The organism is Acidovorax temperans (genome assembly GCF_006716905.1).
In the GTDB taxonomy this organism is placed as follows: domain Bacteria; phylum Pseudomonadota; class Gammaproteobacteria; order Burkholderiales; family Burkholderiaceae_C; genus Acidovorax; species Acidovorax temperans.
This window is the reverse complement of the sequence record NZ_VFPV01000002.1, coordinates 939,317-954,655: the sequence shown is the minus strand read 5'-3', so window position 1 is coordinate 954,655 and position 15,339 is coordinate 939,317. Positions and strand designations below refer to the sequence as shown.

The window sequence follows — 15,339 nt, the reverse complement described above, 5'->3', positions numbered from 1 at the left end:
CAATGCCCTCAACGCGCGGCCGCTCCCACCTTCACCCGTGCATTTGGCGCTTCACCAAACATCTCGGGCGCGTACAGTGCTTCCACCCGGCTGGGCGGCAAGGCGAAGTCGCCCACGTTGTTCAGGCGCACGGTGTATTCCATGGTCACCGTGCCCTTGGGCAGGTACTGGTAGTAGCTGCGGAAGGACTCAAAGCTGCGCTCTTCAAACGCGGCCCAGCCGCTGCCGCTTTGCTTTTCACCCTGTGTGGCAATTTCCGAGTCGCGGCCCAGGCCGCTGCCCAAAATGGTGGCGCCGCCCGGGATGGGGTCGGTGATGGCCACCCAGGTCATGTCGGCGCTGGCATTCACTTCCAGCTTCACACGCAGCACATCGCCACGGGTGTACTGGCCTGCGGGCAGCGACTTGTTGGCCTGCTCGACCGGGGTCACCGTCTTCTTGATGGAATAGCCGGCTGCGAACGGCGCCTTCAGTTCCACCGCTGCCACCGACTGCAAGGTGAGCCAGGGCTTGCCGGTGCCCTGGTGTGTCACTTCCAGCGCTTCCTTCCCACCGGCTTTGCCCCAGGGCAGGAACATGCTGTTGTTCTTCAGGTTGCCCGGTGCGGCAGGCGCGCCAAACCAGGTGGTCTGGTGGGCGGCGCCGCTGGCGTCGGTGGTCTTGACGCGCTCGACTTTGCTCCAGTCCACGCTGGCGTTGTTGCCCCCCATCGTGGCTTTGGTAGCGCCCGCCACGGGGGTGGCTTCAAACTTGGCGCTGAATTTTTCGAGCGCCAGGCCACCCCACAGGTTGGCGGTGGTGGTGTGCCACGCACCGGCCTGCTGGCGGCTGATGAAGCCATTGGCCAGGCGGCCCATGTCGTCCTTCCAGGTGGGGTCGTCCATCACGGCCAGCATCAGGCGCGCGGTGTTCACGTCGCCGTTTTGCATCAGCCACCACCAGTAGTCGTCCTGCTCGGTGCTGAAGATGAGCTTGGTGCCCTGGAACGACAGGCGCGCGCGCAATATTTGCATCGCCTCGGCCAGGCGTTTGTCGCGCTCGGGCACATCGGCCACGCGCTTCAAAACATTCACCCAATCAATCACCGAGTGCGTGGGCCACTGGTTGGGCGCAATGGTGATGCTGCTGAGCATGCGGCCCTGGGCCTTGCCGTAGCGCGACAGGGCCTCGATGGCGGCGAGCTTGCGCATGTCCAGATCCTTGCGCGGGCTCCAGTGGCTGCGCTGGATGCGGCCTTCCACAAACGCGATCAGGGCGCGCTCCATCGGCGCACGGGCCTCGTCGGGCAGCGCAAAAGCGGGGCTGATGGCGGCAGCCTCGTGCGTGGCAGCCAGCAGGTAGGCCGTGAGGGTGTCGCTGCCCGTGTTGGCATCTCCGCTGCGCGGCGGGAAGTAGCTGGCCAGACCGTCGCTGTCCAGATACGTGGGCAGGTTGGCCACCACGGTTTGCCACAGCTTGCCGTCGCGCAGGCCCACGGCCTTGCTGGTCTGCTGCTCCAGGCAGCTGAACGGGTAGGCCGCCCACCAGTCGCGCACGCCGGGCAGGCCCCCATCTCCCGAGCCTCCCAGCTTGGGCTGCAGCGACATCTTCAAACCGCCCCGGCCGGGGATGGCGTCTGCGGGCGGCGCCGCATCGATGGCGAACTTGCCATCCACCTGCACCAGCGTGGCCTGCTGCACCGTGAGCGGCACGGCAGGCACGATGCGCTGGCGGGCCTTGAGGGCATCGGTAGCGCCCGAAGCGGTGTCGCGCGCCTGGATTTCCCACAGGATGGCCTCGGCACGGGTCTGCGCCAACTGCGCTGGCGCCGTCACGTCCCACGCCACTTCACGCGCTTCACCGGCGGGGATGTCCACCTGCTGGGGCTTGAGTTCCAGCAGCGTGGCACGCGGTGCCACTTCCACCTTCATGGCCGCCTTGGTGGTGTTGCGCAGCGTGATCTGTGCACGGAATTGGTCGCCCTCGCGCACCAGCGGCGGCAGCCCGCTGATGATCTGCAGGTCTTGTGTGGCGCGGATGCTGGTGCTGCCCGTGCCGAACAAGCCTGCCGACGCATCGGCCACCGCCACAATCTTGAAGGTGGTGAGTGCGTCGTTCAGCGGCACCGTCACCTTGGCCTGCCCGTTGGCATCGAGCTGCACGGTAGGGTTCCACAGCAGCAGCGTGTCGAGCAGCTCGCGTGTTTGCGCACGGCCGCCGCCGCCGCCCGCAGGCACCGCCTTCTTGCCATAGTGGCGCCGGCCGATGATTTCCATCTGTGCGGTGGAGGTCTGCACGCCCCAGCTGCGACGCTGCAGCATGGCTTCGAGCAGGTTCCAGCTGGCGTTGGGCATCAGCTCCAGTAGGGCCTGGTCCACGGCGGCCACGGCCACTTCAGCGTTGGCCGCGGGCTTGCCGCCGGGCAGCGTGGCGGTGATGGTGACCTGGGCCTTGCCACGCACCGGGTAGCTTTCCTTGTCGGCCGCCACCTTCACATTGATCTGGTGGGTCTGCGTGCCCACGCGGATTTCAGCCAGCCCCAGGCGGAAGGCGGGTTTGGACAAATCGACCAGCGCTGACGGTGCTTGGTATTCCTTGCCCTCGTACCAGAAGGCGTTCCACCACTCGCCCGGCGCCTTGAAGCCCCAGGTGAAGAAGCTGTACCAAGGCACCTCACGCAGCCGACCACGCAGGGCCAGCACGCTCACGTAGACGTTGGGGCCCCAGTCGGACTGCACTTTGAGGCTCACCGTGGGGTCTTGCCCATTGAGCTGCAGCACATGGGTTTCGATGATGCCCTCGCGCTCCACCGCCACCAGCGCAGTGGCAAAGCGAAACGGCATGCGCACCTGGAACTTGGCGGTCTCGCCCACCTGGTAGCTCTTCTTCTCGGGCAGCAGGTCGATGCGGTCATGGTCTTCACCGCCAAACCACAGTTCGCCCTGGCGAGTCACCCACACGGACGAAGCAGCCTCGCTGGTGTTGCCATCGCGGTCGGTGGCGGTCACCACCAGTTCCACCTCACCGGCCTCGTCCAGCTTGGCGTCGCACAGCAGCAGACCCCGGCTGTCGCTCTTGCCGGTGCACACCGTGCCCAGGTCTTTGGTGGATGTCTGGTTGTCGTAGCTGTAGAAGCCGCCCACCATGCGCTTGCGCGTGGTGGTGGTGATGCGCGCAATGGCCTGCACCTGCAGCGCCGTATTGGGGGCTGCCTGGCCGTTGTGCTGCAGCGCCAGGGCCTGGAAGCGGATCTTCTGGCTGGCCGATGCCCAGCCCTCGGTCTTGATGCCCGCCACCACGCCCGCAGGCCACAGCGTGTGGGTGCTGCGCAGGGTTTGCACTTCGCCATTGGGGTCGGCATAGGTAGCTTCCAGCAGCAGTTCACGCGGGCGGCGGGACTGGGGCAGGTTGTCGATGGTGACCTTGCCGGTGCCGTTGCGGTCCAGCGTCAGGGGCAGCTTGTCGGCCACCACACGCGCGTCCTGGCCAGCGCTGGCTTCTTCATCGTCGCTTTGCGCGTTGACTGCGCCCTTGTGGCGGGGCGGCGTGAAACTGAACATGTCGTAGTCGGCAAACTGCAGGTACTTGCTGCGCACCAGGGCCGACACGCGCACCGGCAAGTTCGCCGCGCCACCGCCCGCCACGTAATTGACCTGCACATCGGTAGGCACCGAGCGCACGCGCACCAGGGGCTTGCTGTCGGCCGGGGCAATGCGCCCTTCCAGCACCGGCAGGCGGAACTCTTCCACGCGGAACTGGCCGGTGGTGATCGCGCCACGCTCTGCGCCAGCGCCTTGCAGCTCCACGCTGTATTCCCCCAGCTTGGCAGCGGGCGGAATGGCAAAGCTGTTCACGGCACTCAGCCCGCCCGTGGGAGTTTTGCGCCACTGCACCGGCTGTTCAAACTGCTGGCCGCTGCCCACATGGGTGATGAGCAAGGTGCCCGGGCCTGCGGCGGGGGCGTCAAAGCCCTTGCGGTTTTCCAGGCGGTAGTAGTGCTTCATCGACACCGTCTCGCCCGCGCGCAGCAGGGTGCGGTCGAACACCGTGTGGGCCCGTGCATCGGGCTGGACCTCGCTGCTGGTGGGCACGTTAAAGCGCCAGGGCTCAATGCCCCGCTGCCAGTCGCTCCAGGTGAAGGCCATGTCTTCCACCCCGGCTTGCGTATGGCGTGCGCTGACGAAATAGGCCGACGAACCCTGCCCGTAGTCATCGTTGCTGTGGCACGACGGCGCATCGGGCGACAGCCCCTCGATCATGGCCACGCCCTGCTCGTTGGTGATGGCCTGCGCCAGTTCACGCCCTCGGCAGTCCGACACGCGCACTTTGGCTCCGGCCACCGGTTTGCCCTTGTCCAGCGAGGTGACCCACACCGCCGCGTTTTCACGCCCCAGCTTGAAATGCACGCCCAGGTTGGTCACCAGCGCCGAGGTGCGCACGTACATGGTGCGGCCCTCGCCGTGGCGTCCATCCAGCAGCGAAGCGCCCAGCTTTTGCGATGCGATCTCGACCACATGGAAGCCCGGCGGCAGCGGAATGCCCACCACCTCGAACGGGCGCAGTTCCTTGCCGGTGACCTGGGGCAAGTCCAGCGTCTTGACACCGCCCTGCCCCGCCAGCAGCGAGAGCATGCGCGTCTGCACATGGTCGCGCTCGTCGTCGATCACCTTGGGCAGCGGGCCCTTCACATCGCGCGCGGCCACGCGGCGCGGCACGTGGTAGTCGTCGTAACGCGCCACCTTGCGGAACCAGGCAATGATGTCGGCATCGGTCGATGGCTTGAGCGTGCTCACCTTGCCTGTGGGCGGTACAGGCGGTGTGGGCGCTGGCGCAGCGCCCGCCTGCAGGCCTTGCACCTTGAGGCCCGCTTCCACATTGCGCAGCGTCACCGGCAGCAGCGCGGGGCCGTCCGGCCCTTCGGCAAATCGTTCCACCACGCCAAACGGCGCAGCAGCAAATTTTGCCAGCGGCGGCAGGCCCGCCGTAGCCACCCTCAGCGGAAAGCTCGCGGCATTGCGCAGGGTGCGGCCCGAGGCGTCTTTGAAATCCTTGGGCAGCTCCAGCGTAAAGCTGGTCTGCTCGGGCAGGGGCGCGTCGAACTGCACGCCGTTGATCACGGCATCAGCATCACCGCCGTCCTCGCCGCCATCCATCCTGGGCTTGAAGGTCTCGTTGGCCGACTTGAGCCGGATGGCCATGGCCAGCTTGCGCGGCACCGGGGCGTTGAACGACAGCGACAGCGGGCGCAGCGGCATGCAGGCCGCCTGGGCGTTTTCACGCTCGCAGCTGAACTCGGCCGCAAACGCTTCGCGCACCCGGTAGGTGAAGCGCTTTTCCACGCTGTTGGCCACCCCGCTGGGCGTGGCCACGCCTTTGCCAAACACCAGTTGCAGTTGCGAGCCGGAGGTAAGCCGGCGGTTGCAGGCAAAGCTGGGGAACTGCAGCGGCTCTTTCGCCGCCCGCTTTTCCAGGCCCAGGGCCTTGAGCAGATCGGTGCGCTGGGCGCCTTCAATCATGCGCACCGGCACGCGCTCGCCCACACCTTCCAGCGCGCACCACACATTGGCCTGCACGCTCTCGGTAGTGGCGGGCCCGTTGAGCTGCAACACAAAGAACTGCTCTTCGTCGAGTTGCTGGTAGGTGTTGGGCCGCACGCCTTGCACAAAGGGTCCGCCGCTATTGAATTGATAGCTTTTTGCGCCCGTCAACAAAGCGCCAGAGGCTGATTTGAACTCAGGCTTGACGGTGGCCGTGCAGCGCATGCCCGGGGGCAGGTCGGCCTCGAAGTCGAACACCCATTCGCGCTCGCTGGTCCAGCGGCCCGTGCCCTTGGAGGCTGCCGCGTCGTTGCAACTGATGGCCAGCGGCGCCGGGGCCTTGGGGTCGCCAAAGGTCACGGCCGCCGCATCGAACTTGGCCACCGCCTGGCGCACCCGCGCCACCTCGCCCTGCGGGCTGAAGCTGACGATCTGCAACGCCTGCGCCTGTGCGGCCAACAGCAACCCGCCCACCAGCGCCGTGGTGGCCCGGGCATTCCTCCAAAGTGTTTTCATTGTGTTTATCACTCTTGCCTGCAAGGGGTATGAGAGCCTGTTTACGGTCTCCCAGGGGTCGCGCAGCGGTCTTTGCGGGCGCCCGCAAAGACCGCTGCGCGAAGGGTTGGAGCGCAATCCCCTGCGAAACCGTAAACAGGCTCTGAGCGTAGCCGATGCGCCCGCTCAGGCGCTACCGCGCGCCGCCTGTCCAGACCGGGAATGTGTGAGAAAGTGCAGCCGCCAAGCGCCTGTGTGCCCCACCTATACTCCCGCGCAATCTATTGGCGCTGCCTCCCATCCAAGCGAAAAACGCCCGGGCAGCGCACCCCGCGCAGGGAGGCGGGAGCAACACCATGGCCACACGACCCACGGGCTTCGACCAGACTGCCCAGCCCGCCAAACGGCCTGCCCCGTTCTGGCACCGGCTCAACACCTTCTTCACCTTCCCGCTGCAATCCAAGCCGCTGATGTACAGCCTGATCCTGGCGCTGTCCAGCATGCTGTTCAAGGTGATCTTCTTCCTGCCGGATGCCTTGGGCATCCTGATTGTGGAGATCGGCATCTTGCTGGCTGCATCGCGCTACGGCTTCAAGATCACCGCCCTGGGCTCGCGCGGCATCTACAACGCCGAGGACTACCCGGCTGAGCTGGACCCCGACTGGAAGAACCTGCCCTGGAAGCTGTTCGCCATCGTCATTGCGCAATCCATGGTGGTGGGCTGGCTGCAGAGCGTGAGCCCCACCCTGGGCACCCTGGCCTGGCTGGCCATGTGCTTTTTGCTGCCCGCCACGCAGATCGTGCTGGTGCAGACCTGCAGCTTTGTCGAAACCCTGAACCCCGCCAACGCCTGGAACGCCGTGCGCACCATTGGCTGGCCGTACCTGCTGCTGTGCGTCTTCCTGTTCCTGCTGAGCCAGGGCACCTTCATCGCGCTGGGCCTGCTGCTGCCGCTCTTCAAGGGCTGGATTCTGCTGCCCATCGTCAACTGGGTGCTCATCTATTTCAGCTGGGTCATGGCCAGCCTGCTGGGCTACGCCATGTACCAGAACCACCAAGCCTTCGGCATTGACCTGCTGCCCGGCGCAGGCCTGGACGATGACAAGGCCCCCGTGGACCGCCGCACGTCACGCCAGATTGAGCAAGACGCCATCGACGCACAGGTGGCGCAGCTGGTCACCGCTGGCGACATGACTGCCGCCGTGGCCCTGGCCTATGAGGAGCAGCGCATGCGCGGCGATGAAGTGGCTGCGCAGCGCCGCTACCACCGCGTGCTGGCGCTGGCCGATGGCAAGACCGCCACGTTGCTGGACCATGCGCAGCGCTATATCCCGCTGCTGCTGCGTTCGGGCCAGAGCGGCGAAGCCCTCAAGGCCTTCCAAACCTGCCGCGCCAAAGACGCGCAGTTTGCGCTGCAGGACGCCCCCACCACCCTGGCCCTGGCCAAGGCCGCGTGGAACACGGGCGACGCGAAAGACGCCCTGGCCCTGCTGCAAGGTTTTGACCGCCGCTTCAAGGGCCACGACGCTGTGCCCGCCGCTTATGAGCTGGTGGCCCGTGTGCTGCTGCAGGGTCTGAACCGCGCAGACATGGCGCTGCGTGTGCTGGCCACACTGGAATCGCGCCATCCGGATACCGAGGCGGCACGGGAGACACGGTGGTTGCTGCGGAACCATGTGCCGCAGGGGGCGGTGGGGGGTTGAGGGTTTAATGGGGCTCTAGCGCTTGTGGGGCAAGCGCTGGTAGCTATTGAATTCATAGTGATCTGGTTCGTCGCCAGTCTTTTGGCTGCATGCCTTTGCCAAGGGCGGGAGCCGGGGAGTGCGCCCGGCGGCGCAGTAACTTTCTTTCGCTTCGCCGAAAGAAAGTCACCAAAGAAAGGGCGACCCCACTGTCTGCGTCCCCTGCGCTTCGCTACGGGGCAACCTGCGGTGCTCGCGTCCAGCGGGGTCTCGCTCGAACTCGCTGCGCTCAGACAATCGCGAGCCCTGATCCGCTGGCCGCTGCGCTCCTCGGCGCATACAGAGGGGTGTGGGAGCCGAACAGCCGCTCGGGCCATTGCTTCGCTCGGCCCTGTGTTGTGGGCACAAGCGCCTTGCACAGGACGCAGCCTGTGCCGGGTCGAGCGCAGCGAAGACCCGAATGGCTGTTGGGGTGTTCACCCCCTGCTGGCTGCGCCTGCTGCGGGGCGGTTGCGGGGTGGCACGCGCGTCGGAGCGCGCGTGCTTCGTGAACTGACTCGCTGCGGCTGTCCGAACGGAGCTGCCACGCAGCGCAGTGAGTTCCGCAGCGCACCCCGCAGCCGCACCGCCGCAGGTTTACCCCGTAGCGCAGCGAAGGGGTCGCAGACTGGGGGTCGCCTTTTCTTTGCTTACTTTCTTTTGGCGAAGCAAAAGAAAGTGAGGCGCCCGCCGGGGCGAACACCCGGCTCCCGCCCTCCGCACAGGCAAGCCGCAAGATCAGCAAACCAATCCCGAAAGACGAACGACCAATCAGCCCACTATCAATTCAATAGCTACCAGCGCTTACCCCACAAGCGCCATAGCCCAATTCAATCAAAACCTAAACCCCACCCAACACCTGCAACGCCGCACTCCCCGGCGCCAACTGCTGCAACTGCGGCCGGAACACAGCCGCCTGCTCCCGCCGCCCCGCATGGCACAGCGCAGCCACCAACATGCCCAGCGTCTCCCCCAGCTCCGGGTGCGCAGGCGCTGTCTTGTGCAAGGCGTTGAACAGCTTTTCCGCATCGCCCCACTGCTGCGCCCGCGCAAAGCGCCGGGACAGGCGGGCCATGTCGTCCGGCAGCAAACGCGCGCCGGGCTTGGCTTTGTCGAAGTAGGTGCGGTAGCTGGCGTGCTGAAACTGCAACGTCTGCTCGTCATGGGCGCGCAGCCGGAAGATGCGGCGCGCGGCGCGGTGAAAGTCTTCGCTGTCGGGCCACAGCGATGCGGTCTTGAACCAGGCGCTGAGCACCTGTTGATCCTGCGGGCGCAGCTTGGCGGCGGCGCGCCACTGGGGCAGCGCCTGCTCAAACTTCATGGCCTGGGCCAGGCGCTGGGCGTTGGCCACATGGGTGTCAAAACCGTCATCGGGCACGGCAACCTGCGCCGTGGGCACTTCCAGGGGGCGGCGGCGCACCAGCATCACCAGGGCCATCAGCGAAGCCCCTGCGAGCAAGCCACCCAAGTGGGCCATGTAGGCCACGCCTCGGCCGCTGAGCCAGTGCTGAAGCAACTCGTTCGCAATCCACGTGGGCAATAGCAGCAACGCTGGCGCCGTGACGTAGTTGAAATAGAAAAACAGCTGGTAGAAAAACCGCACACGCCGCAACCGGTACAGCACGGCATACATGCCCATCAACGCAGACACCGCCCCCGAAGCGCCCAGGCCATAGCTGCCAGTGCCGCCATACGCCCAGGCCGACAGGGCCGAGCCCCCCAGGCCGCCCAGCAGGTAGAACGCGAGGTAGGTGGTGCGCCCCAGTGCCAGCTCGACCGAGAAGCCGAACAGGAAGAGACCTCGGTGCGCTGCGGGCCCCAGAACACGAGCATGTTCACCAAGATCAGCAGCACGGTCATCCACGGCGGGTTGCGCCAGGTGGGCCGGCTTTCGAGGGGGATGGCGTAGAACATGGGTCAGCAGAGCAAGGGCAGAAATGTCGATGGCGCCAGCCGCAAGGGCCCGCCGCAATCAACGCGGTGGGCGCCAAGCGTAGCAAACACCAGCCGGCGTGCGTTGCGGTGCCCACCGGCCATTGCCTGAGCACGACGACGCGCACATGGGGCTGTGTCCTACGCGTGGCAAAGCGCTGGGATCCAACGATGAGGGCTGTTCTTTTTCTGATACCCCAACCTTCAGGAGCGCCCATGGCACGAACCCCCACTTCGCGCGGCGCGGCACCAAAGTCGCCGTCTGCACTGCCCTCTTCCACCCAGTCTGAAACCTTTCGCGGCAACGCCGGTGAGCTGCAACAGCAAGCCGGTGGCAAACACCCGGTGCTGACCACGCAGCAGGGCATTGCGGTGGCAGACAACCAGAACTCTCTGCGCTCCTCGCCACGCGGGCCCGCGCTGCTGGAAGATTTCATCCTGCGCGAGAAGATCACGCACTTTGACCACGAACGCATCCCCGAGCGCATCGTGCACGCGCGTGGCTCGGGCGCGCATGGCTTTTTCGAGCTGACGCATTCGCTCAAGAAATACACCACAGCCCAGGTGCTGACCGAAGTGGGCGTGCAGACGCCTGTGTTCACGCGCTTTTCCACCGTGGCGGGCGGTGCAGGCTCGGTGGACACACCGCGCGACGTGCGCGGCTTTGCCGTGAAGTTCTACACGCCCGAGGGCAACTGGGACCTGGTGGGCAACAACATTCCGGTGTTCTTCATCCAGGACGCAATGAAGTTCCCGGACTTGGTGCACGCCGTAAAGATGGAGCCGGACCGCGCCTTCCCCCAGGCCGCCAGCGCGCACGACACCTTCTGGGACTTTGTTTCGCTGATGCCTGAGTCGATGCACATGGTGATGTGGGCCATGAGCGACCGCACCCTGCCGCGCAGCCTGCGCACCATGGAGGGCTTTGGCGTGCACAGCTTCCGCCTCATCAATGCAGCGGGCGAAAGCACGTTCGTGAAGTTCCACTGGCGGCCCAAGCTGGGCATCCAGTCCACCGTGTGGGACGAAGCGATGAAGCTGCAGGCGGCCGACAACGACTTCCACCGCCGCGACCTGTTTGAAGCGATTGAGGACGGCGACTTCCCGGAGTGGGAGCTGTCGGTGCAGCTGTTCACCGAGGAAGACGCCGAGCGCTTCCCCTTCGACCACCTGGACCCGACCAAGCTCATCCCCGAGGAGCTGGTGCCGCTGCAACCCATCGGCCGCATGGTGCTCAACCGCTGGCCCGACAACTTCTTTGCCGAGACCGAGCAGGTGGCCTTCTGCCCCGCCAACGTGCCGCCGGGCATCGACTTCAGCAACGACCCATTGCTGCAAGGCCGCCTGTTTTCGTACCTGGACACGCAGCTCTCGCGCCTGGGCGGGCCCAACTTTGCGCAGATCCCGATCAACGCACCCAAGTGCCCCTTCCACCACATGCAGCGCGATGGCCACATGCAGATGCAGGTGCCCAAGGGCCGCGTGAACTACGAGCCCAGCAGCCTGCAGGGCGACACGCCGCGCGCTTCGCTGGCGCGGGGCTTCCGCCACTTTGCGCAGGGCGACGATGGCAGTGGCCGGGGCAAGGGCCGCATCCGCCCCGAAAGCTTTGCCGACCACTACAGCCAGGCGCGCATGTTCTACCGCAGCCAAAGCCCGCTGGAGCAGGCGCACATGGCGTCGGCGCTGGTGTTTGAGCTGTCGAAGGTGGAGACACCGCATGTGCGCGAGGCGGTGGTGGGCCAGCTGCTGCATGTGGACCCTGAACTGGCCCAGCGCGTGGCAGCCGGCCTGGGCCTGCAGGCGCTGCCCCCGGCCCCACCCGCTGCCGAGCCGGTGCAAGACCTGCCACTGTCGCCCGCGCTGCGCATCATCGACCGCATGAAGCCCACGCTGCAGGGCCGCTGCATCGGCATCCTGGTGGCCGATGGCTCGAACGGCACCACCGTAGCCAACCTGCGCAAGGCGCTGGAGAAAGCAGGCGCCACGGTCAAGATCGTTGCGCCCAAGGTGGGCGGCGCGGTGCTGAAAGACGGCACGCTGCTGCCCGCTGATAGCCAGTTGCAGGGCACGCCGTCGGTGGTGTTTGACGCCGTGGCGTCCATCCTGTCGCCCGAGATGGGCGAGCAACTGGCCAAAGAAGCCGCAGCCGTGGACTGGTTTCGCGACGCCTTCGGCCACCTCAAGGCCATTGCCGCGTGCAAGGGCACGCAGGCCATCTTGCAGGCCGGTGGCATCGAGCCCGATGCGGGCGTTGTGGCCCCCGCCGATGCCGAGGGCTTCATTGCCGCGGCACAAACCCGCCAATGGGCCCGCGAACCCAAAGTGCGCACCCTTGCTTAACCCAACAACAACCCGTTGAAGGAGAAACCATGTCCAAAGCCCGTTACGACAGCCAGCAGCTCAACGACATGGTGCTGCAAATGATGGAAACCGAACTCGGCGGCGAGCAGGTGTACCGCACCGCACTCACCTGCGCCGTGAATCCCGACCTGAAGGAAGAATGGGAAGGCTATCTGCAAGAAACCCTGACCCACCAGGACGTGGTGCGCAGCCTGTGCGACACCCTGGGGCTGGACCCTGACACCCAGTCGCCCACGCGCCGGGTGGTCAAACACATTGGCGAGTCGCTGGTCAAAGCCATGCAGCTGGCCAAGCAAGGGGGCAACCCCGCCGCCGCCCAGCTGGTGGCTTGTGAATGTGTGGTGCACGCAGAAACCAAAGACCACGCCAACTGGGAACTGCTGGGCAAGGTGGCCGAAGTGGCCACGGGCGATCTGGGCCGGGCCCTGAAAGCAGCCCACGAAGCGGTGGAGAAAGACGAAGACCACCACCTGTACCACACCAAGGGCTGGTGCCGCGAACTGGCCATCGAGGCCCTGGGCCTGCCGGCGGTGCTGCCGCCGCCCGAGGAGGTCAAGAACGTGGAAACCGCCATTGGCGCATCACGCGCCGAGCAGCAGCGCGAAAGCATGCTCTGACCAGCATGCAGCCAGCAGACGGATAGACGCCTGCGGCAATCGCTATCAATAAAATAGCTGCCAGCGCTTTATCCATAAGCGCTGGCAGCTATTTTTGCTTCAAACCCTGAGGCGGAGGCCTTGGCCTGCCCCACCCGCACCGTGCAGGTTACTGCGCAACGAAACCGCTGTTCTTGATGATGCGCGACCAGGCCTGGGTGTAGGCGTTCTGGCGGTTGGTGAGTTGCTGCGGGGTCATGTACCCCACGGTGAGCCCCATGGTGGTGAGCTGGCTGTGTACATCCGGCTGCGCGACCACCTTGGCCAGCGCGTTGGAGAAGTCCACCACGAACTTCTGCGGCGTGCCTGCGGGGGCGTAGATGCCGTAATACGGCAGGTCTTCAAAGCCCTTGAGGCCCAGCTCATCAAACGTGGGCACATCGGGCATGGCGGCCTGGCGGCGGGTGCCCAGTACGGCCACCACATGCACCTTGCCTGCCTTGTGGTTCTCGATGAAATCCTGCACCGAGCCCACACCCGCCGCGATCTGGTTGCCCAGCATGTCAGCCATCATGGGCGCGCTGCCGCGGTAGGGGGCAGAGACCAGGTCGATCTGGTACTTTTCGCCCACCAGCTTGACCAGGAACTCGGGCGTGGAGGCCGGGGCCGGAATGCCCACCGCCCCTTTGCCCTTGCCCTGCGCCTTCACCCAGGCCACGTAGTCGGTGAACGACCTGGCCGGGGTGCCGCCCGAGACGGCGAACGCATTCACGAACGTGGCAAAGCCGCCCACCGACACAAAGTCGTGCACCGGGTCGTAACCAGGGTTCTTCACCACCTGGGGCAGGATGGAGATGGTGTGGTCGTGCGACAGGAACAGCGTGTGCCCATCGGCCGGTGCGGCCTTGAGGGCCTGCGCCGCAATCTGCCCGCCTGCGCCGGGGCGGTTTTCCACCACCACGGGCATGTGCAGTTCGTCCTTGAGCTTTTCGGCCAGCAGGCGGGCAATGGCATCACTGCCGCCGCCGGGCGGAAAGCCCACCAGAATGCGCACGGGCTTGGCGGACTGCGCACTGGCCAGCCCCACGGTAAGGGCCGCGCCCAGCACGGCCGTGGTGCGCACGGCGCGGGCCAGCAGGCTGCGGCGCGAGGAATGGGATGTCATGGCATGGCTCCTGCAGATGTGGCAATCAAAACGGCGAGGCACGCGGCCCTCAGGCCAGGCGTGCGCGGTGGCGAGCGAGTTGCGCACGCACCTGGGCGGGTGCAGTGCCGCCCAGCGTGTTGCGCGCGTTGAGCGAGCCGCGCAGGCTCAGGCACTCGTACACGTCTTTTTCGATGGCGGGGTGGAAGCCTTGCAGCACAGTCAGGGGCAGCTCCGACAGGTCACACGCATGGGTGGTGGCGGCCTTGACGGCATGGGCCACGGTTTCGTGCGCGTCGCGGAAGGGCAGGCCCTTCTTCACCAGGTAGTCGGCCAGATCGGTGGCGGTGGCATAGCCCTTGAGTGCAGCTTGCTCCATCGCAGGCGCGTTGACGGTGATGCCGCCTTCCTTCTTGCCGGTGGCAGGGTTCAGCTGGCCGCCCACCATTTCGGCAAAGATGCGCAGGGTGTCCTTGAGCGTGTCCACCGTGTCGAACAGCGGCTCCTTGTCTTCCTGGTTGTCCTTGTTGTAGGCCAGGGGCTGGCCCTTCATCAGGGTGATCAGGCCCATGAGGTGGCCGACCACACGGCCCGTCTTGCCGCGTGCCAGTTCGGGCACATCGGGGTTCTTCTTCTGCGGCATGATCGACGAGCCCGTCGTAAAGCGATCGGCAATCTTGATGAAGCCGAAGTTCTGGCTCATCCAGATGATGAGTTCTTCACTCAGGCGGCTCACGTGCACCATGCACAGGCTGGCGGCAGCGGTGAATTCGATGGCGAAATCGCGGTCGCTCACAGCGTCCAGGCTGTTCTGGCAGACGCCCTCCATGCCCAGCGTACGCGCCACGCGTTCGCGGTCCAGCGGGTAGGTGGTGCCGGCCAGGGCCGCGCTGCCCAGCGGCAGCACGTTGGTGCGGCGGCGCACATCGGCCATGCGCTCGGCGTCGCGCTTGAACATCTCCACATAGGCCAGCATGTGGTGGCCAAAACTCACGGGCTGCGCCACCTGCAGGTGGGTGAAGCCGGGCAGGATCACGTCCACGTTCTGCTCGGCCACATCGACCAAAGAGATCTGCAGTTCTTTGAGCAAGTCGCCAATCAGGTCAATCTCGCCGCGCAGCCACAGGCGCACGTCGGTGGCTACCTGGTCGTTGCGGCTGCGGCCGGTGTGCAGGCGCTTGCCAGCGTCGCCCACCAGCTGGGTCAGGCGGGCCTCGATGTTCAGGTGCACGTCTTCCAGGTCCAGCTTCCATTCAAACGCGCCGGATTCGATTTCCTGTGTGATCTGCGCCATGCCGCGCTGGATGGAAGCGTGATCCTCCGCGCTGATCACGCCTTGCGCGGCCAGCATCTCTGCGTGGGCCAGGCTGCCTGCAATGTCGGCCTGCCACAGGCGCTTGTCGAAGAACACGCTGGAGGTGTAGCGCTTGACCAGGTCGCTCATGGGCTCAGAGAACAACGCAGACCAGGCCTGGGCCTTGGTGTCAAGCTGGTTGTGGGATGGCGCAGACGCGGCGTTGTTGGCTTGGCTGGAGGACATGGGAGGGCAATAATTGGATGGTTCAGACACC

Annotated in this window: 6 protein-coding genes and 1 pseudogene; 3 read left to right on the top strand and 4 right to left on the bottom strand. The window is 65.8% G+C overall.

The window, feature by feature from the left end; translation table 11 throughout:
• Positions 1–8 precede the first annotated feature (8 nt).
• The gene (locus BDD18_RS12620; protein WP_142083537.1) at positions 9–6,032 is read right to left on the bottom strand and encodes an alpha-2-macroglobulin family protein; all 6,024 of its coding nucleotides are present in this window, start codon (positions 6,030–6,032) and stop codon (positions 9–11) included.
• Positions 6,033–6,367: 335 nt separating this feature from the next.
• Here BDD18_RS12620 and BDD18_RS12615 point away from each other — a divergent pair, with 335 nt between their 5' ends.
• Positions 6,368–7,714, top strand: coding sequence for a tetratricopeptide repeat protein (locus tag BDD18_RS12615; RefSeq protein ID WP_142083536.1), 1,347 nt, complete (start codon positions 6,368–6,370; stop codon positions 7,712–7,714).
• A gap of 859 nt (positions 7,715–8,573) precedes the next feature.
• Here BDD18_RS12615 and BDD18_RS12610 read toward each other — a convergent pair.
• Positions 8,574–9,646, bottom strand: a pseudogene (locus BDD18_RS12610) (rhomboid family intramembrane serine protease).
• Positions 9,647–9,880: 234 nt separating this feature from the next.
• Between BDD18_RS12610 and BDD18_RS12605 the strand changes: the two are divergent.
• Both BDD18_RS12605 and BDD18_RS12600 read left to right on the top strand, forming a co-directional pair.
• Positions 9,881–12,007 (top strand): catalase, encoded by a 2,127-nt coding sequence (locus BDD18_RS12605; protein WP_142083534.1) that lies wholly within the window; start codon positions 9,881–9,883, stop codon positions 12,005–12,007.
• A gap of 29 nt (positions 12,008–12,036) precedes the next feature.
• Positions 12,037–12,645 (top strand): hypothetical protein, encoded by a 609-nt coding sequence (locus BDD18_RS12600; protein ID WP_142083532.1) that lies wholly within the window; start codon positions 12,037–12,039, stop codon positions 12,643–12,645.
• A gap of 148 nt (positions 12,646–12,793) precedes the next feature.
• On the opposite strand, the gene BDD18_RS12595 is transcribed toward BDD18_RS12600, so the two are convergent.
• Together BDD18_RS12595 and argH are read right to left on the bottom strand one after the other, a co-directional pair.
• Complete coding sequence (locus BDD18_RS12595) at positions 12,794–13,789, bottom strand: Bug family tripartite tricarboxylate transporter substrate binding protein (RefSeq protein ID WP_066693943.1); 996 nt, start codon at positions 13,787–13,789, stop codon at positions 12,794–12,796.
• 49 nt (positions 13,790–13,838) lie between these two features.
• On the bottom strand, positions 13,839–15,308 hold the full coding sequence (gene argH, locus BDD18_RS12590; RefSeq protein WP_142083530.1) for an argininosuccinate lyase: 1,470 nt from the start codon (positions 15,306–15,308) through the stop codon (positions 13,839–13,841).
• Positions 15,309–15,339: the final 31 nt, after the last annotated feature.

Excerpts from the sequence above, each read along its gene's own strand:
- BDD18_RS12620 (WP_142083537.1), bottom strand. The coding sequence starts at position 6,032 with ATGAAAACACTTTGGAGGAATGCCCGGGCCACCACGGCGCTGGTGGGC.
- BDD18_RS12615 (WP_142083536.1), top strand. The coding sequence starts at position 6,368 with ATGGCCACACGACCCACGGGCTTCGACCAGACTGCCCAGCCCGCCAAA.
- BDD18_RS12605 (WP_142083534.1), top strand. The coding sequence starts at position 9,881 with ATGGCACGAACCCCCACTTCGCGCGGCGCGGCACCAAAGTCGCCGTCT.
- BDD18_RS12600 (WP_142083532.1), top strand. The coding sequence starts at position 12,037 with ATGTCCAAAGCCCGTTACGACAGCCAGCAGCTCAACGACATGGTGCTG.
- BDD18_RS12595 (WP_066693943.1), bottom strand. The coding sequence starts at position 13,789 with ATGACATCCCATTCCTCGCGCCGCAGCCTGCTGGCCCGCGCCGTGCGC.
- argH (WP_142083530.1), bottom strand. The coding sequence starts at position 15,308 with ATGTCCTCCAGCCAAGCCAACAACGCCGCGTCTGCGCCATCCCACAAC.